A 23,065-nucleotide genomic window follows, 5' to 3' on the forward strand; every position below is an offset into this window, starting at 1 on the left:
ATTAAATAAATAGAACTATGAGAAAGATTATTTTAATTTTATTGTTATGCACATTTGCTGTTAGTGCACAGGAAGGAGATGATTTTAAAAAATTAATGGAAGTTGGAATTGCTAATCACGATAAAGGAAAATATAAAGAAGCCATTGAGTTTTATGAAAAAGCATTGGAACTTCAACCCAAATCTGAATTAGCGCTTTATGAGATTTCACTTTCATATTTTAGTTTAAAAGATTATAAAAACACTGTAAAGTATTGTAATAAAATTTTAAAGAAAGGAAAGAAACATCTTTTACCAGCTTACATTAATAAAGGAAATGCTTTAGATATGATGGGTAAAAGTAAAAAATCGATAAAGGTTTTTGAAGAAGCAATAGAAAAACTAGGAGATCATTATTTATTACATTTCAATTTAGCTATTAACCATTTAAAAATGAATGAAACTGATAAGGCAGAAGTACATTTTAAAGAAGCTGTGCAGAATAACCCTTTTCATGGTTCAAGCCATTTTTATTTAGCAAAAATTAACCACTTCAATCAAAAAAGAATTCCAACGTTATTAGCTAGTTATTATTTTTTATTAGTTGAACCAGAAACAATAAGAGCTAGTGAGATTTACGATATTTTAAAAGAAAATTTAAAGAGTGGTGTTAAAAAAAGTGATAACGGAAAAGATGTAACAATTAACTTAAATCCGAATTTAAATTCAGAATTTAGTGCTATTGAGTTAATGATTTCTATGATGGAAGCTTCTAAAAATTTAGAAGAAAACAAAAGTAAAAGTGAAAGCGAGTTATTTGTAGAAAATACCGAAAGTTTATTTAAAATGTTAGGTGAGTTTGCCGACAAGAAGAATAAAGAAAGTGTTTGGTGGAATTTTTATGTTCCTATGTTTAGTAAGATTGGTAATAGTGAGCATATAGAAACTTATTGTAAGTTTATTACTCAATTAGATACGAAATCTAAAATTTGGTTAGATAATAACGAGGAAAAAATGAAATCATTTATAGAATGGTTAGAAAAAGAGTTTGAATAATATGTTCGATAAAGAGTTTATTACTGAAAATCAGCAAGTATTTCTTGAAGAATTAAAAAATACTGATGTTGAATTATGGATGAAAAGAGAAGATAAAATTCATCAATATGTATCAGGAAATAAATTCAGAAAATTAAAATATAACATTTTAGAAGCTAAGCGTTTGCAAAAGAAAACTATTGTAACTTTTGGAGGCGCTTATTCTAATCATATTGTAGCTACAGCAGTTGCAGGTAATTTAAGTAATATTAAAACTATTGGGATTATTAGAGGGCAAGAGTTAGCTGATAATCTCAATAAAGTATTAAAAGAGAATAAAACCTTACATGTAGCTTATACTAACAGAATGCAATTCGAGTTTATTACTAGAGAAGCTTACAGAAATAAAAACGATGCAAGTTTTATAGATAATTTAAAAGAAAAGTATGGTGATTTTTATTTAGTTCCTGAAGGAGGAACTAACAGTTTGGCAGTGAAAGGTTGTGAAGAAATATTGTCAACTGAAGATCAAAAAATCGACTATATTTGTACAGCTGTTGGTACAGGAGGAACAATTGCAGGTTTGATAAATGCAGCAAATAAAAATCAAAAGATAATAGGATTTCCGGCTTTAAAAGGTGATTTTTTGAAAAACGAAATTGTTAAGTTTACAAAAAGTAACTGTTGGAGTTTAAATACTGATTATCATTTTGGTGGATATGGTAAATTCAATAAAGAATTAATAAACTTTATAAATCGATTTAAATTAGAAACCGAAATTCCTTTAGATCCTATTTATACAGGAAAAATGCTTTACGGAATTGTTGATATGATTACAAAAAATAAATTTGAAAAAGGAAGTAAAATTTTAGTAATTCATACAGGAGGTTTACAAGGGATTGATGGATTTAATAAGAAACTACAAAAGAAAAATATAGATTTAATAAAGGTGTAAATGAAGTTGAGATTTTTTTTACTGTGTATAACAATATTCATGTTGTCTAGTTGTGGGTCGAAAAAACAAGTTATAAATAGAACTCCACAAAAGCCTGTTGTAGTAGAAGATCATGAGATAAATAATCGTACAGGTATACCTACGGTAACGCCAAACAAAGAGAAAAAAAAATCTTACGAAAGTATTGTTAAAACGACTAAAGATTATGTAGCAAAATTTGCTCCAATAGCAGTAAGAGAAATGCACAAATATAAAATTCCTGCAAGTATAACTCTAGCTCAAGGAATTCTAGAATCTGGTAGTGGAAGAAGTAATTTAGCAATACGTTCTAATAATCATTTTGGAATTAAATGTCACCGTGGTTGGAAAGGAAAAAGTGTAACTCACGATGATGATAGAATAGCAGAATGTTTTAGAAAATATGTACATCCGGAAAAATCTTATGAGGATCATTCTAAATTTTTAACATCAAGAAAACGATATTCAAAATTATTCAAATTAAGAACTACAGATTACAAAGGTTGGGCTTACGGATTGAAAAGAGCAGGTTATGCAACGGATAAAAAGTATCCTCAGAAATTAATTGCATTAATTAAAAAGTACGATCTAACAAAATACGATAGAGAGACGTATAAACCTATTAAACCGATTGAAAATAAGGTGGATACAACTACAATAGTTCAAGATGATACCAATACTCGATTTTTTTATAAAGTGATAAAAGGAGATACTTTATATTCTATTGCTAGAAAGTTTAAAACATCTGTAAAGTCTTTAAAAGAATTAAACGGCTTAAAAGGGAATTCATTAAGTATTGGACAAGAATTAATTTTAAAGAAATAAAAAAAAGAGTAACAATTGCTACTCTTTATACGTCACTTTTTCCCCTCATTTATTTGATTTCAAATTTTACATATATGCTAGATGAAATCTTAATATTTTGAAATTGAATATTTCCTTGTTTCATTTTTACGTCTCTAGACATTAACTTGTTTTGTTTATATGCCACATTCGCGAATGAAAAATTATTAATTTGTTGATTTCCTACATCTCTTACAATTAAAGACTTTCCAGTGTTTTCACCAATAGCATTTAATAAATAATCGGCTTTTTCTTTAGCTGCCTTTATAGCCGAAATCCGAACTTCTTTTCTGATCTTTTCAATTTTATCATGAGAAGCTTTAGTTATTCTTGCGTTTTTTATTTTTAAACGCTCGAATATTTCAAAAAGATCTTTTAGTATATTAGCGTCATTAATTTTCAACTCATAATCAGCGGTAGCTAATATTTCTTTATTCCACCATCCTGTTTTTACAAGTTTTGAGTTTAAATTGGAAATCGATAAATTTTCCTCTGGAATTCCACAAGATTGTAATCCTTTTTTTAATTCAGTCTCAATTTCTTGAATAGTGATTTTCTTTCCTTTCTCAATGCGTTCTTCAACTGGCACATCTAAATAAATTTCATTAGGAATTACTTCTTTTTCAGCAACTCCAGTAACTTCAATAAAAGGTTTAACTTCATTATTGGATTGAGAAAAACTAATAGAAGAAACAAAAATTAAAACAATAAATAATACTCTTTTCATAACTCATTAAATTCTGTAGCCAAAATTAGAAGCAACATTTTTCGAAAAAAAATGAATATGAGTAAAATGTCGTTTTTGTTTAGTGAATGGTTTCATAAATTGAGTAAAGCTTACTTTTTAGGTTGTTTTAAGTGTAAAATGCAACTTAGTCCATTTTTTTTATTGATTTTTTGGTGATAAGTTTACATACTATTTATTAAGAGGAATTGAAAGTGAAATTAAAATATTATATAGCATTTATCATATTAACGCTAAGTGCCTTGAAAGTAAAATCTCAGGGACCAGTATTGGATAAAGGAGGCGGGTTTGAATTAAGAGTAAGAATTTTCGATACTGAAAATAATGAATACATAAGAAATGCTCAAGTTAGTATAAATGCATTTACGACTTCTATAAGCGACATCAATGGGTATTACCGTTTAAAAGCTAGAATTAAAGATGAACTAGTTGTAAGGCATCCAGATTTTGAAACAGTTCGAAAAACTATAGATGTAAAAGATGATATTACTATAGAGGTTAGAGATAATCCTCGTTATTCTAAAAGAGAGAAAACGAAATATAGTTCGCGAAAATTTTTAAAAAGAAAAGCGATATCAAAAGATTACAAACAAATCATGGATTCTGCGCTGTATTATAAAGAGAAAAACTTAGATAGAAGTATTTCTTTTATTGAAGAGGCTTTAGAAGCAAATGAATCTAAAAAGAGAAATGCAAACACGTATAAAGTTTTAGGAGATATTTATTTTTTTTGGAAACAGTACGATATTGCAATAAGTAATTACAAAATATCATTACAAATTTTTGATAAACTCGAAACAAGGTTGCAATTAGCAAAAACTCAGTTTTTAGCTAAAAAGTATGAAGATAGTGAAACATCATATAAATTACTAGAAAATGAAAACTTAAGTAATTACGATAAAATTCAGGTTTTAGAAGGATTGGGAGATGCATTAGCTCAACAGAATAAAGATAAAGAGGCAAAGAAGTATTATGAAAGAGCTTTAGAATTAGCTAAAAATAAATCTATAGATAATGAAACGTTAGATTTGAATACTAAATTGGCAAATATTTACGCTAAAGAAGGGAATTTAAGAGAAGCTAATACAATAACATTAAATACGCTTAGAGAAGCATCAGACCTTCCTAAAGAACCTGCGTTAAAAATACAGCAAGAAGTTGCAGATTTTTATAATGAAACTAGGCAGTATGACAATGAAATTAAGTTAAGAAAAGAATTGTTAAAAAGTGTAGATAAAGCTAATTTTAAAGGTAGAGCAGATGATTTAGGTAGTTTATCATTTTCTATACCTAAAGGAGATGAAAAAAACGAAGAGAATACAGATTCACTAACTTCTCAAAAACTGAATTATAAAATAGGTAATGCTTATGTTCAAAAAGAAAATTATACAGAAGCTATTGAATATTTAGAAAAGAGTGTTGAAGAAGCTGGTAAAAAAGAAGACCTAGAAGTTCAAAAACATGCAACTAGAAAGTTGTCAGAAGTATACGCTACAGTTGGTCAACATGTAAAAGCAATTCAAACCTATAGAAATTATGTTGATATTGTAGATTCATTATATATTAGAAAAGAGCAAGAAATTTATCAGGCAAAAAGATTAACTAAAAAAATTTCTGATTATCAAAGTAGAATAACAGTGCTAGAAAGAAATAATGAGCTTTCAGATAATAAAGTAAGTTTAGCAATAAAAGAGGAACAATTAACTAAAGCCAAAAGTAAAACACAGTTAATTGTAATTTATTCCTTAGTGGGAAGTTTAATTTTAATGACTTTATTAACTTTTTATAAGCATAGAGCAAATCAAAAACAACAGTTAGCAAATAACTTATTGGCTTTAAAATCCATGCGTTCACAAATGAATCCACATTTTATATTTAATGCATTAAATTCTGTAAATAGTTTTATAGCAGTAAATGATGAGAGAAATGCGAACAGATATTTGTCAGAATTTTCAGCTTTAATGCGTTCCGTATTAGAGAATTCAGATGAAGATTTTATCCCTTTTACAAAGGAAATAGAATTATTAGAGCTTTATGTAAAATTAGAACACAATCGATTTAGAGATAAATTCGATTATACAATAAATGTTGATAAAGCAATAAATTTAGAAGAATTTCAAATACCACCAATGTTATTACAACCTTACATAGAAAATGCAATATGGCATGGTTTACGTTATAAAAAAGAGAAAGGAAATTTAACTATAGCAATTAAAAAGAAAGATTATAATTCAGTTACTATTGTTATTGAAGATGATGGAATAGGAAGGAAAAGATCCTTAGAAATGAAGACGAAAAATCAATTAAAACAAAAATCTAAAGGAATGAGTACAATTAAAAATAGAATAGCTATTTTAAATGATATGTACCAAGATAAAGTAGATGTAATTATAACAGATCTTTTAGAAGACGGAAGTGGAACTAAAGTAGAACTAACCCTAAAAAAATAAGTTATGAAATTAAAAACTATTATTGTTGAAGATGAGCAAATCAGTAGAGAAATTCTTAAGAATTATGTAAAAAAATATTGCCCAAGTATCGAGTTAATGGGAGAGGCGAGTAATATTGAAGAAGCCTATGAATTGATTCAACAACATGAATTAGATCTTGTTTTTTTAGACGTTGAAATGCCTTTTGGTAATGGTTTTGATTTGTTAGAGAAGGTAGAAGATAAAACTTTCGAAACTATTTTTGTAACTGCTTACGACCATTATGCAATTGAAGCATTAAATAATCAAGCAACATATTATTTACTAAAACCAATTTCTATTGATGAGTTAATTAAATCTGTGAATTTAGTATTAGAAATAAAAGAAAAAGAAAATCAATTACAGAATAAAATTTTAACTCCAACTACAACAATAAAAGGAAAAATTACCATTCCACTTCAAGATGGTTTTGAAGTAATTAATGTAGAAGATATTATTTTTTGTAAAGCAGATGATAACTACACAGAAATTCATTTTTCAAACTCTAAGAAAATAGTTAGTAAAACTTTAAAACATTTCGAAGAAGTTTTAAAAGAATATCCTTTCGCTAGAATTCATAAATCTTATATGGTAAACATAAATCATATCACAAAGTATAAAAAAGGAAAAGGAGGAAGTGTAGAGTTAATTAACGGAAAGGAAGTGTTAGTTTCTGCTTCTAAGAAAGGAAATTTATTAGCGTATTTTAAATGATTAAAATAAGTACACTATTTATTTTATTAACGGTTTTTTTCTGTGAATCTCAAGAGCTAGATTCATTAAAAGTTTTAACAGGAAAAGACTGGAAAATCTCTCATTGGTTTGAAAATGATTCAATTTATTTTTTGCCTAAGGAAAAGCCGGATATTAATTACGAAGGGTTAAGTGAATCTAAAATTTTAAAAAAGAAGAAAAAGAATTTATTTGGAGAAAAAATAAGGTTTAAAAAGAATGGTATAGTTTTATATACAAATAACGTATTCTGTCCTGTTGGTGAACCTAAAAAAAGAGTTCATAGTTATAAATTAGAAAGAAATTTAATAACAATTGATTTTGAAATCACTAAATGGCCATGGAGAGAGAATAAAGTTGTCAGAGAGAAGAAAAAGTTTAAAATAGTTGAATGGAATAATAATAAGCTTAAGATTATAAAATGCCAATAATAAAATCCGTAAGAGGTAAAGAGCCTCAAATACCAAAAGATTGTTTTGTAGCAGAAAATGCAACTATTGTAGGAGAAGTAACAATGGGAGAACAATGTAGTGTTTGGTTTAATGCCGTAATTAGAGGAGATGTTCACTTTATAAAAATGGGAAATAAAGTGAATGTTCAAGACGGAGCAGTAATTCACGCAACATATGAAAAATCTCCAACAACAATTGGAAATAATGTATCTATAGGACATAATGCAATTGTACATGGTTGTACAATTCATGATAATGTTTTAGTAGGTATGGGAAGTATTATTATGGATGACTGTGTAATAGAAAGTAATACTATTATTGCAGCCGGTGCAGTAGTTACTAAAAACACCCACGTAAAAAGCGGAAGTATTTACGCTGGAGTTCCTGCGAAAAAAGTAAAAGATATTTCTCCGGAATTAACTTCGGATGAAGTAGATAGAATTGCTAACAATTATGTGAAATATGCAAGTTGGTTCAAAGAATAGAAAATAATAAATTCTGCATTGTACTTTTTCTTATCTTACAGAAAATAATCAGTAAACAATTAAATAACAGCAATGGGGATTTTTAAAAAGCTATTCGGAAAGAAAAACGAAAAAGAAAAAGTAGTTCTAGAAAGAGAAGATCAACCAGATGTTCATTACATAGCAGATGAAGATGATAGAATGAATTGGGCAATGGAAAAAGCAAGATTAACACTTCATTATTTTAAATCTTCTATAACTGAACCAAGAGAAGATCAATTATATTTTTCAGTAAAAGCTAAGATCGAAGAGAATGGTATTATCGAACATATTTGGTTAGGTGAACCTAGTTATGATGATGATGGAAATATTTACGGTGTTGTAGGAAATGAACCTGCAGATATTTCTAATGTTTCTTTAGGGCAAAAAATTGGAGTTGCTGAAAATGAAGTTTCAGATTGGATGATTATTGAGAATGCTCGTTTAATTGGAGGTTATACAATTAGAGCAATTCGTGATGGACTTTCAGAAGAGGAGCTTCCTGATTTTGATCAAAGTTTAGGAATGATTATAGATGAAGGCGAAGATCATTTTCCAGTAGATTTTAATACTCCTGAAGGGGCGATTTTATCTATTGAAGAAGCTTATAATGAAAATAATTTATCTAAAGCTTTAACTTGTAAGAACTTTAGAAAAGAAGCTGAGTTTATGTTAGGTAATATGACAAATCTTCCAATGGATGACGAAATTTTAGATAAAACAGCTGAAGTTATAGAATTGTCTTTTGTACAGCATATGCAAGAAAACGGAATGCCAGATTTTAATAATGTTAAAAGAGCATTTAGAAGAGAATTTAAATCAGACGATCACTGTTTAGTAACTGAGTATTGTACTTTCCCTGATGGTAGAAGAACCTTAGATAAAGTAAATACATATCGAGAAAATGGTGAATGGAAAGTCTTAAATGGAGAAAGTTAAAAAACAAACCCCAATTCAGTAATGAATTGGGGTTTTACTAAAAACCAATTATCAAACTACTATGCTCTTTCAGGAGCATTCATTTGCTTTTCATGCCTTTTTCTTTTTTTCATCTTCATTTTTCTCTTCATTTTATGAGCTCGTCTACCATTCATCTTTTCAAATCGCTCATATTGTTTACTGTTTAAGATTTCTTTCATTGAATTTTTAAAAGCAATTTTACTATCTAAATGAGCCATTTTTCTTTCATAACGTTCTTCTTTGCTTAGTTTTGTAGCTTCTTTTCTTCTTTTTTTATGTTGTTTTTTAAACTCCATACGTTTAGAAATCTTCTTAGCTAAAATTGGTCGGATTTTATTTTGTTGACGTTCAGATAAATCCAGTCGTAAAGTCATCTCTTTTAGGGCTAATTCTGTTTTTTGTTCAACAGAAAAATCATCACCTCTTCTTTTTTTCTTTTGAGCATAACTAGTTAATATTAAACCAAAAACTAGTGCTAGTGTTATTGCTTTCTTCATATCTTTTTAAGAAAATTATTAATACTTTTATGACTAACCTTTTTTAAAAAGGTTTAATCCTAGAGTAAAAAAACTTTATATGTATATTAGTCGTCCTTTATAAGAAACAAGATGAGTAAACCAATTTATAAAAGAGTAATTTCAGTATTAGTAAAAATATTAACGGTATTGTTAATATTATTTGTAGTTTTTTACTTCTGGGGTTCTAGTGCTTCTTTAAACAAAGAAGATTATGAGAAGCTACTGACAAATACTTATGAAACCAAATTTGAAAATGATTCAATACACAGTATAATTACATATAATATTGGTTATTTAAGTGGAATGACTAATAACAAACCAATAGCAAAAACAAAGGATTTTTTTACTCAAAATTTAAATAAAGCAGTACAAGAGTTTAAAAATTTGAATCCAGATATTATAGCTTTTCAAGAAATTGATTATAATTCAGGTCGTTCTTTTAGAGTAAATCAAGAAGAAGAGATAGCTAAATTAGGATACAAATACATTGCAAGAGCTATAAATTGGGATAAAAATTACGTTCCTTTTCCTTATGGTTTACCAAGTGTAAATTTCGGGAAAGTATTGTCTGGTCAATCAATTTTAAGTAAAAATAAATTGAAAAACTACTCAAGAATTGTTTTGGAAAGAGTACCTAATAACCCATTTTATAGAGATGCTTTTTATTTAGATAGGCTTGTACAAGTAGTAACTGCAGAAATTAAAGGAAAAGAAGTTGTCATTTTAAATGTTCATCTAGAAGCTTTTGATAAAGACACACGTGTTAATCATATGAAAAAAGTTGTAGAATTATTTAAAAAATACGCTGAGAATTATCCAACAATTTTACTTGGAGATTTCAATAGTGATCCAAGTTTTAAAGATGCAGCTATAAATGATATTTTAAATATACCTAATATAGGAAATGCAGCTTTTTCTGATGAAAATTATGAATTTACTTTTGATAGTGATAAACCAACCAAAAGATTAGATTATATTTTTTATACTTCAAAAAATATAATTCCTTTAGAAGCTAGAGTTTTAAAGGAATTCGGACAAGTTTCAGATCACCTGCCGTTGCTTATGAAATTTAAACTAAAATAGTTTTTTTGTAAAAAAGTATTAAAAAATTTGGATTTTAAGTTTTTATGATTGAATATTTGCAAACGTAAAGTTCAAACACTTATCGATAATGTTATCAAGAAAGGTGGAGGGAATAGACCCTGTGAAACCTTAGCAACCCTTTGTTCAATCAAAGAAGGTGCTAAATTCTACCCAAAAATATCGGGATAGATAACAAAAATAGAGTTTCTACTAACTTAATGAAACTTCTTATTTTTTCTTAATAACATTTTTCTATATGCGGCATCGTAAAACGATGTGGTTTGACTTTTTAGATTAATTTTTTATTAACTCAAAAAAGTAGGAAAAATGAGTACATTACAATTCGAAACAAATGCATTACATGCCGGGCATGATGTAACACAAACAGGAGGAACAAGAGCAGTTCCTATTTATCAAACCACTTCATATGTGTTTAATAATGCAGATCATGCAGCTAATTTATTTTCATTAAAAGAATTAGGGTTTATTTATACACGGTTAAATAATCCAACTAATCAAATTTTACAAGAACGTTTAGCAGCTTTAGAAGGCGGAGTAGGTGCAGTTGTTTTTGCTTCGGGGACAGCAGCAATCTCAACAGGATTATTAACGTTATTAAGAGCTGGAGATCATATTGTAGCTTCAAGTAGTTTGTATGGAGGAACCTATAATTTACTGAAAGTAACTTTACCAAGATTAGGAATTACAACCACTTTTGTAGATCCGTCAGATCCTGAAAATTTTGGAAAAGCAGTACAAGAAAATACAAGAGCATTTTTTGCTGAATCGTTAGGAAATCCGAAGTTAGATGTATTAGATCTAGAAAATATTGCTTCTGAAGCTAAAAAGGCAAAAGTTCCTTTTATTGTTGATAATACTGTAGCTACACCATCTTTACTGAATCCAATTGAATACGGTGCAAACATTGTTATTCATTCTTTAACAAAATACATTGGCGGACAAGGAAATTCTCTTGGTGGAGTAATTGTTGATGCAGGAAATTTTGATTGGGATAATGGTAAGTTTCCAGAATTTACAGAGCCTTCAGCAGGTTATCACGGATTAAAGTATTACGAGACTTTAGGAGCTGCATCATTTACATTCAAATTAATTTTAGAAGGATTACGTGATTTTGGAGGAGCTTTAAGTCCAACCAATGCATTTCAAATTATTCAAGGTTTAGAAACTTTACCTGTAAGAATTCAAAAGCATAGTGAAAATGCATTAGAATTAGCAAAATGGTTACAAGAACAAGATGAAGTAGCTTGGGTAAATTATCCAGGTCTAGAAGGAAATAAATACAAAGCTTTAGCTGATAAATATTTGCCAAAAGGTCAAAGTGGAATTGTAACATTCGGAGCTAAAAAAGGATACGAAGCTGCAAAGACTATAGCAGATAACACGAAGTTATTCTCATTATTAGCAAATATTGGAGATACAAAGTCTTTAATAATTCATCCAGCAAGTACAACACATCAGCAGTTGAATGATGATGAACAAGAAGCAACAGGAGTAACACAAGATTTAATTCGACTTTCAGTAGGATTAGAAAATGTAGAAGATTTAAAATCTGATTTAAAAGAAGCTTTTAAAGCTGTAAATCAGTTAGTAGTTCAAGAATAATTTGTTTCTAAGTTCATAGTACAATGCACACATTAGGCCATATTAATTTACCTAGTTATATCACAGAAAGTGGTAAGACAATACCAATTCGTTTGTCTTACCAGCTTTTTGGACAATCACTTCATGAAGCACCAGTGATTTTAGTAAATCATGCGTTAACAGGAAATAGTAATGTTGCTGGAGAAGACGGTTGGTGGAAAGACATAATTGGTGAGCATAAAATTATTGATACAAATAAGTATACCATTTTATGTTTCAATATTCCAGGTAATGGCTATGACGATTTTTTAATTGATGAGTATAAAAGTTTTATAGCAAGAGATGTCGCTCAAATCTTTATTCAAGGTTTAAAAGAGTTGAATATAGAAAAACTTTTTGCTCTAATTGGGGGGTCTTTAGGAGGTGGAATTGCTTGGGAAATGGCAGTTTTACAACCAGAAATAACAGAACATTTAATTCCTATAGCAACAGATTGGAAATCTACAGATTGGTTAATTGCCAATTGTCAAATTCAAGAATTGTTTTTAACCAATTCTAAAAACCCAGTTCACGATGCTAGAATTCATGCGATGTTATGTTATCGAACACCAGCCTCGTTTAAACAACGATTTCAAAGAAGTAAAAACGAGAGTTTACAAATTTTTAATGTAGAAAGTTGGTTGTTACATCATGGGAAAAAATTACAAGAGCGTTATCAATTGGCTTCATATAAATTAATGAATCAGTTGTTAAAAACGATTGATGTAACTCAAGGTAAAAACACAGAAGATATTTTAGAAAACATTAAAGCTAATATTCACATTATTGGAGTGGATTCTGATTTGTTTTTTACTGCGGAAGAAAATAGAGAAACGCATAAAAAGTTAGCACAAAAACATCCTAATGTAACGTACAATGAAATTAATTCAGTACACGGACACGATGCGTTTTTAATTGAATATGAACAGCTAGAAAAAATATTCGGATCAATTTTTAAAGAAAGTTCTAAAGCTAAAAAGATGAAAGTTTTAAAATTTGGAGGGAAATCATTATCAAATCAAGGAATTGATAATGTCATCAATATTATAGAAAATAAAATAAATAAAGGAGAGCATATCGCTGTTGTTGTTTCTGCTAGAGGAAATGCTACAAATGAGTTAGAATCAATTCTTGAAAGTGCCTCAAAAAGTGAAACCTATCAAGAGCAATTAGAAGCTTTTAAATACGAACAAACTAAAATTACACCATTATTAGATTTTTCTAACGAGTTTCAAAAATTAGAAAAATTGTTTGAAGGTGTAAGCTTATTAGGTGATTACAGTAACAAAACAAAAGACGAGGTTTTAGCACAAGGTGAGTTAATTTCTATAAAAACAGTAACAGAATTATTACAGCAAAGAGGAATTCCAGCTCATGCAACAGATGCTAGAATTTTACTAAAAACTGATGAAAGTTTCGGAAATGCACAACCTATAGATACACTTTCTAAAGAGAATGTTGTAAATCATTTCAAAGAACATAATGGAAGTACAGTAAATATTGTTTCTGGTTTTATCGCGTCAAACTTAAAGAATGAAACTACTACTTTAGGTAGAAATGGAAGTAATTATACAGCGTCTTTATTGGCAAATTATTTAGATGCAGAAGAGTTACAGAATTATACTCATGTTGATGGAATTTTTACGGCAAATCCAGATTTGGTTAGTGAAGCTAAAAAGATTGAAGAACTTTCATTTTCTGAAGCTAATGAGTTAGCAAATTTCGGAGCGAATATTCTGCATGCAAAAACAATTATTCCGTTAATAGAAAAGAATATAAATCTTAGAATTTTAAATACGTTTAATCCTAAGGATGATGGGACTTTAATTACTTCAAAGAGTAAGACTAAAGGAATAAAGTCAATTTCAGTATTAGAAAATGTAGCTTTAATAAATTTTGAAGGAAGAGGTTTGTTAGGTAAAATCGGAGTTGATGCACGTATTTTTAAATCTTTAGGAAATCATGGAATAAGCGTTAGTATTATTTCTCAAGGTTCTTCCGAAAGAGGAATTGGATTGGTGGTTGATAAAGAAAAATCAGAATTAGCAGTTAAAGCTTTAGAACAAGAATTTGCACAAGACTTAATTACTAAAGATGTTAATCAAATCACAATAGTGAATAATGTTGCTGTTATTTCAATTATTGGTCAAGATCTTAGTGAATTCCATTTACCATACAATGCTTTAATTCAGAATCAAATTGTTCCATTATTATTCAATAATACAATCTCTGGGAAGAATGTGAGTTTGGTAGTAAAAAAGGAAGAATTGCACAAAGCTGTTAATGTAATTCACGGTCAAGTTTTCGGAGTAGCAAAGAAAATAAATATTGCAATTTTTGGAAAAGGTTTAGTTGGTGGAACCTTAATTGAACAAATTTTAGCAAGCGCAAAAAACATCTTAGAAAGAAGAAAAGTTCAGTTAAATATTTTTGCTGTAGCCAATTCTAAAAATGTATTGTTAAGTAAAAATGGAGTAGATAAAAACTGGAAAGATAATCTGGATAATAGCGATACAAGTAACAATATAGAAGAAGTAATAAACTTTGCAAAAGCACATCATTTAGAAAACTTAATCGCTGTTGATAATACGGCCAGTAAAGATTTTGTACACAATTATATTCCTCTAGTAAAAGCAGGTTTCGATTTGGTTTCATCCAACAAAATAGCAAATACAGTTGCACATTCTTTCTATAAAGAATTACGAGATGTTTTAGAAGAAAACAAAAAAACATATCTCTACGAAACAAATGTAGGAGCAGGGTTGCCATTAATTGATACAATAAAATTATTACACGATTCAGGAGAAAATATAACGAGAATTAGAGGAGTTTTCTCAGGGTCATTAAGTTTTATTTTTAATACATTTTCTGAAGAAGAAACTACATTTTCAGAAGTATTATCCGAAGCTATTAAAAATGGATATACTGAGCCAGATCCTAGAGAAGATTTATGTGGTAATGATGTAGCCCGAAAGCTTTTAATTCTAGCTAGAGAATTAGATTTAGAAAATGAGTTTGAAGATATTCAAATTCAGAATTTAATTCCAGAAGAACTAAGATCTGGAAGTGTTGAAGATTTCTTATCAAATACTACAAAGTTAGATCCGTATTACACTGAAGAAAAGTTAGATCAAAAAGAAAATCATGTGTTAAGATACATCGGAGATTTACATGGAGACTTACAACAAAATAAAGGAAAATTAGATGTGAAATTAGTTTCTGTAGCTAAAGATACGCCACTTGGAAGCTTAAAAGGATCTGATGCTATATTTGAAATTTATACAGAATCTTATGGAGATCAACCGTTGGTTATTCAAGGAGCTGGAGCTGGAGCAGAAGTTACAGCACGTGGTGTATTCGGAGATATTTTACGATTAACAAAAAAATAAAACAAATGAACATTCAACTAAAAAATTATAACAAACACCTATTATTTGAAGCAAAAAATCAAACGGGTTATTCATTATTAGTAGGACAAACTCAAGATGAAACTTCAGTAAACGCTATTCGTCCTATGGAATTAATGTTGGTAAGTCTGGCAAGTTGCAGTAGCATAGATGTCGTAAAGATTCTAAACAAACAAAAGGTTTACGATTTCGATTATAATGTTTCAATAGATGCTACTCGTAAAGAAGATGAAATACCAGCAATTTTTCAAGATATCACAATTACATATAATTTTAACGGAACAGTGAGTAGTGCAAAAGTAAAAAAAGCAACAAGTTTGGCTGTAGAAAAATACTGTTCTGTAGCTAAAATTATAGAAAAAACAGCTAAAATAAATTATAAAATTATTTTGAATAACGAAGAGATATGAGTAAGAATTTTGAAACACAAGCAGTAAGAATTCAAACAGAACGTTCACAGTTTTCAGAACATTCTACACCATTATATTTAACATCGAGTTTTGTTTTTGATGATGCAGAAGATATGCGAGCTTCTTTTGCAGAAGAGAAGCAGCGAAATCTATACAGTAGATTTTCTAACCCGAATACTACAGAGTTTGTAGATAAAATTGTTGCAATGGAAAGAGCAGAGGCAGGTTATGCATTTGCTACAGGAATGGGAGCTGTGTTTTCAACATTCGCAGCATTATTAAATGCTGGAGATCATATTGTTTCTTCTCGTTCTGTTTTTGGTTCTACACATAGTTTATTTACGAAGTATTTACCAAAATGGAATATAGAGACTAGTTATTTTAAAGTAAATGAATTAGATAAAGTTGAAAGTTTAATTCAACCGAATACTAAAATATTATATGCAGAATCACCTACAAATCCAGCAGTAGATGTTTTGGATTTAGAGGCTTTATCTCAAATTGCTAAAAAGCATAATTTGTTATTGGTGATAGATAATTGTTTTGCAACACCATATTTACAAAACCCGATAAAATTCGGAGCAGATTTGGTAATTCATTCAGCGACAAAATTAATTGACGGACAAGGTAGAGTTTTAGGTGGAGTTACAGTAGGAAAAGCAGAACTGATTAAAGAAATTTATTTATTTGCTAGAAATACTGGTCCTGCTATGTCACCATTTAACGCTTGGGTTTTATCTAAAAGTCTAGAAACTTTAGCTGTTCGAGTAGATAAACATTGTGAAAATGCATTAAAAGTTGCTCAATTTTTAGAAGCGCATCCAGCAGTAAATTTTGTGAAATATCCTTTTTTACCATCACATCCTCAATATGAAGTAGCTAAAAAGCAGATGAGATTAGGAGGTAATATTGTAGCTTTTGAAATTAAAGGAGGAATCGAAGCTGGAAGAAAGTTTTTAAATAAAATTAAACTATGTTCTTTATCTGCAAATTTAGGAGATTCAAGAACAATTGTAACACATCCTGCTTCTACAACTCACAGTAAATTAAGCGAAAAAGATCGACTAGAAGTTGGAATTACAGATGGATTGGTACGCAGTTCTATTGGTTTAGAATTTGTAGATGATGTTATAGAAGATCTAAAACAAGCTTTAGATGGATAAAAATTTATAAAAAGTATATATTTGTAATATGCTTTCTAAGAAAACAAAATATGGGATTAAAGCTTTAACTTTTATAGCGAAGCAAGAAAAAGGAGAAAAGGTTCAGATTGCAACAATTTCTGAAAGTGAAAATATATCTCATAAATTTTTAGAAAGTATATTACTTACCTTAAGAAAAGCAGGTGTGCTTGGGGCCAAAAAAGGAAAAGGTGGAGGATATTATATGATAAAAGACCCTTCTGAAGTTAAAATGACAGAAGTAATCCGAACTCTTGAAGGTCCAATTGCAATGGTACCATGTGTAAGCTTGAATTTTTATGAAAAATGCGATGATTGTCCAGATGAAGAGGCATGCGCTGTACATAAATTAATGATTCAAGTGCGTGATAATACATTACATGTATTAAGAAACACTACACTTGCTGATTTAGTTTAGTTAAACAAATATTACTAAAGTGTTAATTTTTTGATTTTTACTTTGATATTAGTGAATCATATGTATATTTGCCTCATAAACCTACCATCCCGATAGGGTAAATGTGTTTTAAAATGATATTTGAACAAATAATAGAAGATAAATCAAATTTTAAGGAAGATAGATACTCTGAGAAACCATTAAGAAGTGTTGTTAAATCATTTAGTTGGAGGGCGGTAGGGACGATAGATACAATAGTTATTTCATGGTTAATTACAGGAGAAATAGATACAGCATTATCAATTGGAGGAATTGAATTAGTAACTAAAATGCTATTGTATTTTTTTCATGAAAGAGTTTGGAATAGTATAAAATGGGGTAGAAAATGAATATAGAAAACATAAACAAAGAATTAAAAGGGAAATCTCCTCAAGAGATTGTGAATTGGGCGTTGTCAGTAGCTAAAAGGCCAGTAGTAACAACTAATTTTAGACCATACGAAAGTGCAATTTTACATTTAGTGGTGACCGAGCAAAAAGATATTCCTGTTGTATGGTGTGATACAGGTTATAATACACCTCAAACTTATAAGCACGCAGAAGAACTTATAGAAAAGTTAAGTTTAAATGTAAAGTTATACGTGCCAAAGCAAACAGTTGCACACAGAAATATCGTCTTAGGATTACCTAGTGTAGATGATCCTAATCATGCTGTTTTTACAGAACAAGTTAAGTTAGAGCCTTTTAAGAGAGCAATGAACGAACATCAACCAGATGTATGGTTTACTAATTTAAGGAAAGGACAAACTGCTTTTAGAGATAGTATTGATACTGTTTCTGTCAGTAAAGATGGAGTACTAAAAGTAAGTCCTTTTTATAATTTTTCTGACGAAGAGTTAGATCAATATTTGGCTGAGTTCGATTTACCTAACGAGTTTAAATATTTCGATCCAACTAAAGTAGAGAGTAATAGAGAATGTGGTTTACATATTTAAAAAACATGATTATGAATACGAATGTAATTAGAGTAGGAGCATTAGAGAGCGAAGCAATTTATATCATAAGAGAAGTAGCAGCTCAGTTTGAAAAACCTGTACTATTGTTTTCTGGAGGAAAAGATAGTATTACCTTGGTAAGATTAGCTCAAAAAGCTTTTTACCCAGCAAAAATTCCATTCCCTTTAATGCATATCGATACAGGCCATAATTTTCCTGAAACTATTGAGTTTCGAGATCGATTAGTTGAAGAATTAGGAGTTGAGTTAATTGTTCGTAATGTTCAAGATAATATAGATGCTGGTAAAGTAAAAGAAGAGACTGGTAAGTATGCTAGTCGAAATATTTTACAGACAGAAACTCTATTAGATGCAATTGAAGAATTCGGATTCGATGCATGTATCGGTGGTGCAAGAAGAGATGAAGAAAAAGCAAGAGCAAAAGAAAGAATTTTCTCAGTTCGTGATGATTTCGGTCAGTGGGATGAAAAAAATCAAAGACCAGAATTATTCGATATGTTAAATGGAAGAATAGATTTAGGTCAGAATGTTCGTGTGTTTCCTATTTCAAATTGGACAGAGTTAGATGTGTGGTCATATATCCAAAAGGAAGCCATTGAAATTCCTTCTATATACTTTGCGCATCAGCGTGAAACTTTTTTAAGAGACGGACTTATTTGGTCTGCAAATGATGGAGTTGTATATCGAGATGAAGATGAAAAAGTAGAGCAAAGAATGGTTCGCTTTAGAACAGTTGGAGATATGAGTTGTACTGCCGCAGTTTTATCTGATGCTGTAGATATCGCATCTGTAGTTGCAGAGATTAGAGATTCTAAAATTTCAGAACGTGGTGCTAGAATTGATGATAAACGATCTGAAGCTGCAATGGAAAAAAGAAAACAACAAGGATATTTTTAAAAGATTACAAAATTTATGGGGTGAAAGACTGTAAGTGATTATTGTTTTGGGGATTATTTATAAAATTCTTACAGTCTAAAGCTCTCTATCAATAAAAAAAAATGAACGTACTAAAAATAGCAACAGCAGGAAGTGTAGATGACGGAAAGAGCACGTTAATAGGACGAATTTTATACGATACAAATTCATTGACTGAAGATAAACTTCAAGCAATTGAAGATAAAAGTAAACAGCGTGGATTTGATTATCTAGATTTTTCATTAGCTACTGATGGTTTAGTAGCAGAAAGAGAACAAGGAATTACAATCGATGTAGCACATATTTATTTTTCTACACCAAGAACTAGTTTTATTGTAGCCGATAGTCCTGGGCATATCGAATATACCAGAAATATGGTTACTGGAGCGTCAAATTCTCAAGCGTCTATAATTTTAGTAGATGCTAGAAATGGAGTGGTAGAGCAAACATATCGTCATTTCTTTATCAATAATCTACTCAGAGTGAAAGAAGTTGTTATCGCAGTAAATAAAATGGACTTGGTAGATTATTCTGAAGAGAAATTCAATCAGATTAAAGGTGAAATAGAATATTTGTCTCAAAAAAGTGATTATCAAGATCAAAATTTAACATTTGTGCCAATATCAGCTTTACATGGAGATAATGTAGTTTCAACTTCTAATAATATTCCTTGGTATACAGGTAAAAGTTTATTAGACCATCTAGAAGGTTTGAATGTTAAAAGTGAATTGAATGTAGAATCTAAGGTTCGTTTTCCTGTTCAAACCGTAATTCGTCCTAAAACAGATGAATATCATGATTATCGAGGTTATGCTGGTAAATTATATGGAGGAGATTTAGCAGTTGGTGATGAAGTTACAGTATTGCCTTCTGAAACAAAATCTAAAGTAAAGAGTATCCAGTTTTTCGATCAAGAATTCGAACAAGCTAAAAGTGGAAGTTCTGTAAGCATAACATTAGAAGACAATGTGAATGTAAGTAGAGGTGATATGTTAGTGAAAACTGGTCAAGAACCTAAAATTGTAAAACAATTAGAAGCTACGATTTGTTGGATGGATAGTACGCCATTACGAGCTTCAGAAAAATATTATATCAAGCACGGAGTAAATGATGCGCAAGCTAAAATTACCAGTCTAAATACAATTATTAACACTGACTTTTCGGGCGAACATGAAAACCCTTCAAAACTTTCCCTGAATGAAATAGGGAAAGTTAGCCTGAAAGTAAGTAAACCATTGTTTGTGGATAGTTATAAAAAAAATAAAGCGAATGGAGCTTTTATCTTAATTAATCCGAAAACAAATAATACTTCGGGTGTAGGTTTCATCAATTAAAAAAACAGGAAATGGCAATTATTATAACAGACGAATGTATCAATTGTGGTGCCTGTGAGCCAGAGTGCCCGAATACAGCAATTTATGAAGGAGCTGAAGATTGGAATTACGGTCAAGGAACTTCTTTAGAAGGAGATATTGAATTGTTGAATGGAATTAAGCTGAATGCTGAAGATGATCAAGAAGCAATATCTGATGAATACTATTTCATTGTACCAGATAAATGTACAGAATGTAAAGGGTTTCACGAAGAGCCACAATGTGCAGCAGTTTGTCCTGTAGATTGTTGTGTTCCTGATGAGAATCATGTAGAAACCGAAGAAGAATTATTAAACAAGCAGCAATTTTTGCATAATTAAACCCTATTACCATGCAAAGTTTTAGAAGCGAAATAGAAAATCCAGTTGTTGAAAAAGACATATTGGAATTAGAAAGAAAAATTAGACTTTTTAAAGAAGGAAAAATAGATGAAGAACGTTTTAGAAGTCTGCGTTTAGCTCGTGGTGTATATGGGCAAAGACAGCTAGGAGTTCAAATGATACGAATAAAACTTCCTTACGGAAAAGTAACAAGTGAGCAATTACATCGTATTTCTGATGTATCTGATGAATATTCTAGAGGAAGATTACATATTACAACACGACAAGATATTCAAATTCATTATGTGAGTTTAGATAGAACCCCTGAACTTTGGGCACAATTAGAAAAAGATGATATAACTTTAAGGGAAGCTTGTGGAAATGCAGTAAGAAATGTAACAGCATCAGAAACCGCAGGAATAGATCCTAAAGAACCGTTTGATGTAACACCATACGCACATGCAACATTTCAATTCTTTCTAAGAAATCCTGTTTGTCAAGAAATGGGGAGAAAATTTAAAATGTCTTTTTCTGCGACAGATGATGATACTGCATTAAGTTTTATTCACGATTTAGGTTTTATTGCTAAAACTAAAAAGATCGGAGATCAAGAAATTCATGGATTTAAAGTTGTACTTGCAGGTGGATTAGGTTCTCAACCAAGACATGCAGATGTAATGTATGATTTCTTAGCTACAGATTTATTAATTCCAACTATTGAAGGTGTTTTAAGAGTTTTCGATCGTTACGGAGAAAGAACTAAAAGAGCAAAAGCGCGTTTAAAATTCTTAGTTAAAGATTTAGGTTTAGATGGATTTTTAAATTTAGTAGATAAAGAGAAAAGAGCTTTAGCATATCAATCTTATCCTATTGATACGACTGATTTTGAGAATGAAATTGTTTTTGAAACATCAGAAGTTCCTTCAGTAACTATTGAAGATCAAGAAGCATATGATTTATGGAAATCTACAAATGTAATTCCACAAAAACAAGATGACTTATTTGCTATTGGAATAAAAGTACATTTAGGTGATTTTTATACCGATAAAGCTAGAAAGTTAGCCGATTTAATCAAGAAATACGGAGCAAACGAGTTACGATTTACATTACGTCAGAATATTTTAATTCGTCATGTAAGAGAAGCTTTTTTACCATTTTTCTATACAGAATTAAATAAACTTGGTTTTACTGAAGCAGGATATAATAGTGTATTTGATATCACAGCTTGTCCTGGAACAGATACATGTAATTTAGGTATTTCTAGTAGTACAGGTATTTCTGCTGAACTAGAGCGTGTTTTAAAAAGTGAGTATCCACAATATGTAAATAATAAAGATATTACAATCAAAATTAGTGGTTGTATGAATGCTTGTGGTCAACATAATATGGCTCATATTGGTTTCCAAGGAATGTCAATAAAAACAGGAAATTTAGTTGCACCAGCATTGCAGATTTTATTAGGAGGAGGTGTTTTAGGAGATGGAAAAGGAAGATTTGCAGATAAAGTAATTAAAATACCTAGTAAAAGAGGACCAGAATCATTACGTGTTTTATTAAATGATTTTAAAAATAATCAAACTAAAAATGAAAGTTTTTTAGATTATTACGATAAACAAGGAAAAACATATTTCTATGATTTATTAAAGCACTTATCAAGTACTGATAATTTAACAGAAGATGATTTTGTGGATTGGGGGCATGATAGAAAATATGTTAAAGCTATTGGTGTAGGAGAATGTGCAGGAGTTGTGATCGATTTAGTAGCTACATTATTATTTGAAAGCGAAGAGAAAATAGAAAATGCCGAATTATCTATTCAAGAAGAAAAGTGGGCAGATAGTATTTATCATTCTTATGCATCTATTATAAACACGGCAAAAGCATTATTAACAGTTGAAGGAGCTAAAACAAACACTCAAGCTTCTATAGTAGCAAATTTTGAAGAGGTTTTTGTAAAGACTAATCGAATAGTTTTAGAAAGTTCTTTTGCAGATTTTGTTTATGCAATAAATAAAAATGAACCATCAGAAGAATTTGCTAAAAATTATGTAAAAAAAGCAAAGAGTTTTTATCATAAAGTAGATGCATACAGAAAGTTAGAAGTTGAAGTAAAATAA

Annotated in this window: 22 protein-coding genes and 1 riboswitch; of the genes, 20 read left to right on the forward strand and 2 right to left on the reverse strand. The window is 29.8% G+C overall.

Annotated elements, in window-relative coordinates; all coding sequences use genetic code 11:
• The first annotated feature begins 17 nt into the window (after nt 1–17).
• Genes AC2TEO_RS13755 through AC2TEO_RS13765 form a run of 3 tightly spaced genes read left to right on the forward strand, consistent with a single transcriptional unit; the run spans nt 18 to nt 2,811 of the window.
• Nucleotides 18–1,034, forward strand: a complete 1,017-nt coding sequence (locus AC2TEO_RS13755; protein WP_442265382.1) for a tetratricopeptide repeat protein — start codon at nt 18–20, stop codon at nt 1,032–1,034.
• A gap of 1 nt (nt 1,035) precedes the next feature.
• The gene (locus AC2TEO_RS13760) at nt 1,036–1,968 is read left to right on the forward strand and encodes a 1-aminocyclopropane-1-carboxylate deaminase/D-cysteine desulfhydrase (RefSeq protein ID WP_442265383.1); all 933 of its coding nucleotides are present in this window, start codon (nt 1,036–1,038) and stop codon (nt 1,966–1,968) included.
• Nucleotides 1,969–2,811, forward strand: a complete 843-nt coding sequence (locus AC2TEO_RS13765; RefSeq protein WP_484730862.1) for a glucosaminidase domain-containing protein — start codon at nt 1,969–1,971, stop codon at nt 2,809–2,811.
• Nucleotides 2,812–2,860: 49 nt separating this feature from the next.
• Here the strand turns inward: AC2TEO_RS13765 and AC2TEO_RS13770 are convergent, their stop codons facing one another.
• Nucleotides 2,861–3,556: an SIMPL domain-containing protein gene (locus AC2TEO_RS13770; protein ID WP_442265385.1), complete on the reverse strand. Its 696-nt coding sequence runs from the start codon at nt 3,554–3,556 to the stop codon at nt 2,861–2,863.
• Nucleotides 3,557–3,816: 260 nt separating this feature from the next.
• On the opposite strand from AC2TEO_RS13770, the gene AC2TEO_RS13775 reads away from it, so the two are divergent.
• From AC2TEO_RS13775 to AC2TEO_RS13795, 5 genes are all read left to right on the forward strand, one after another.
• The gene (locus AC2TEO_RS13775) at nt 3,817–6,024 is read left to right on the forward strand and encodes a histidine kinase (protein ID WP_442265386.1); all 2,208 of its coding nucleotides are present in this window, start codon (nt 3,817–3,819) and stop codon (nt 6,022–6,024) included.
• A gap of 3 nt (nt 6,025–6,027) precedes the next feature.
• Nucleotides 6,028–6,756 carry a LytR/AlgR family response regulator transcription factor gene (locus AC2TEO_RS13780; protein WP_442265387.1) on the forward strand — a complete coding sequence of 243 codons (729 nt, stop codon included), beginning with the start codon at nt 6,028–6,030 and terminating at the stop codon, nt 6,754–6,756.
• Complete coding sequence (locus AC2TEO_RS13785; RefSeq protein WP_442265388.1) at nt 6,753–7,205, forward strand: hypothetical protein; 453 nt, start codon at nt 6,753–6,755, stop codon at nt 7,203–7,205. Before AC2TEO_RS13780 ends, AC2TEO_RS13785 begins: the two co-directional genes overlap by 4 nt.
• Nucleotides 7,196–7,711 (forward strand): gamma carbonic anhydrase family protein, encoded by a 516-nt coding sequence (locus AC2TEO_RS13790; RefSeq protein ID WP_442265389.1) that lies wholly within the window; start codon nt 7,196–7,198, stop codon nt 7,709–7,711. Before AC2TEO_RS13785 ends, AC2TEO_RS13790 begins: the two co-directional genes overlap by 10 nt.
• A gap of 72 nt (nt 7,712–7,783) precedes the next feature.
• Nucleotides 7,784–8,668: a YegJ family protein gene (locus AC2TEO_RS13795; RefSeq protein ID WP_442265390.1), complete on the forward strand. Its 885-nt coding sequence runs from the start codon at nt 7,784–7,786 to the stop codon at nt 8,666–8,668.
• Between the two features lie 59 nt (nt 8,669–8,727).
• On the opposite strand, the gene AC2TEO_RS13800 is transcribed toward AC2TEO_RS13795, so the two are convergent.
• On the reverse strand, nt 8,728–9,186 hold the full coding sequence (locus tag AC2TEO_RS13800) for a DUF4890 domain-containing protein (RefSeq protein WP_442265391.1): 459 nt from the start codon (nt 9,184–9,186) through the stop codon (nt 8,728–8,730).
• Between the two features lie 111 nt (nt 9,187–9,297).
• Here AC2TEO_RS13800 and AC2TEO_RS13805 point away from each other — a divergent pair, with 111 nt between their 5' ends.
• The 12 genes from AC2TEO_RS13805 (at nt 9,298) to AC2TEO_RS13860 (ending at nt 23,065) form a co-directional block, all read left to right on the forward strand.
• Nucleotides 9,298–10,290 (forward strand): endonuclease/exonuclease/phosphatase family protein, encoded by a 993-nt coding sequence (locus AC2TEO_RS13805; protein ID WP_442265392.1) that lies wholly within the window; start codon nt 9,298–9,300, stop codon nt 10,288–10,290.
• Nucleotides 10,291–10,378: 88 nt separating this feature from the next.
• Nucleotides 10,379–10,486, forward strand: a riboswitch (SAM riboswitch).
• Nucleotides 10,487–10,617: 131 nt separating this feature from the next.
• Entirely contained in the window at nt 10,618–11,913 is a 1,296-nt protein-coding gene (locus AC2TEO_RS13810; protein ID WP_442265393.1) for an O-acetylhomoserine aminocarboxypropyltransferase/cysteine synthase family protein, read from the forward strand.
• Between the two features lie 23 nt (nt 11,914–11,936).
• On the forward strand, nt 11,937–15,320 hold the full coding sequence (thrA, locus tag AC2TEO_RS13815; RefSeq protein ID WP_442265394.1) for a bifunctional aspartate kinase/homoserine dehydrogenase I: 3,384 nt from the start codon (nt 11,937–11,939) through the stop codon (nt 15,318–15,320).
• A 5-nt stretch (nt 15,321–15,325) separates the two neighbouring features.
• Nucleotides 15,326–15,748, forward strand: a complete 423-nt coding sequence (locus tag AC2TEO_RS13820; protein ID WP_442265395.1) for an OsmC family protein — start codon at nt 15,326–15,328, stop codon at nt 15,746–15,748.
• Nucleotides 15,745–16,911, forward strand: a complete 1,167-nt coding sequence (locus tag AC2TEO_RS13825; protein WP_442265396.1) for a trans-sulfuration enzyme family protein — start codon at nt 15,745–15,747, stop codon at nt 16,909–16,911. The genes AC2TEO_RS13820 and AC2TEO_RS13825 overlap by 4 nt, the downstream gene beginning before the upstream one ends.
• A gap of 28 nt (nt 16,912–16,939) precedes the next feature.
• Nucleotides 16,940–17,347 (forward strand): RrF2 family transcriptional regulator, encoded by a 408-nt coding sequence (locus tag AC2TEO_RS13830; protein WP_442265397.1) that lies wholly within the window; start codon nt 16,940–16,942, stop codon nt 17,345–17,347.
• A gap of 113 nt (nt 17,348–17,460) precedes the next feature.
• Entirely contained in the window at nt 17,461–17,715 is a 255-nt protein-coding gene (locus tag AC2TEO_RS13835) for a DUF2061 domain-containing protein (RefSeq protein ID WP_442265398.1), read from the forward strand.
• Nucleotides 17,712–18,320, forward strand: coding sequence for a phosphoadenosine phosphosulfate reductase domain-containing protein (locus tag AC2TEO_RS13840; RefSeq protein WP_442265399.1), 609 nt, complete (start codon nt 17,712–17,714; stop codon nt 18,318–18,320). The genes AC2TEO_RS13835 and AC2TEO_RS13840 overlap by 4 nt, the downstream gene beginning before the upstream one ends.
• 11 nt (nt 18,321–18,331) lie before the next feature.
• Nucleotides 18,332–19,237, forward strand: a complete 906-nt coding sequence (cysD, locus tag AC2TEO_RS13845; RefSeq protein ID WP_527252140.1) for a sulfate adenylyltransferase subunit CysD — start codon at nt 18,332–18,334, stop codon at nt 19,235–19,237.
• Nucleotides 19,238–19,338: 101 nt separating this feature from the next.
• Nucleotides 19,339–20,589 carry a sulfate adenylyltransferase subunit CysN gene (cysN, locus tag AC2TEO_RS13850; protein ID WP_442265401.1) on the forward strand — a complete coding sequence of 417 codons (1,251 nt, stop codon included), beginning with the start codon at nt 19,339–19,341 and terminating at the stop codon, nt 20,587–20,589.
• An 11-nt stretch (nt 20,590–20,600) separates the two neighbouring features.
• Entirely contained in the window at nt 20,601–20,948 is a 348-nt protein-coding gene (locus tag AC2TEO_RS13855; protein WP_095074191.1) for a 4Fe-4S dicluster domain-containing protein, read from the forward strand.
• A gap of 11 nt (nt 20,949–20,959) precedes the next feature.
• Nucleotides 20,960–23,065 (forward strand): ferredoxin-like domain-containing protein, encoded by a 2,106-nt coding sequence (locus AC2TEO_RS13860; protein ID WP_442265402.1) that lies wholly within the window; start codon nt 20,960–20,962, stop codon nt 23,063–23,065.

The sequence above is a fragment of the Tenacibaculum aquaeponti genome, assembly GCF_057221555.1.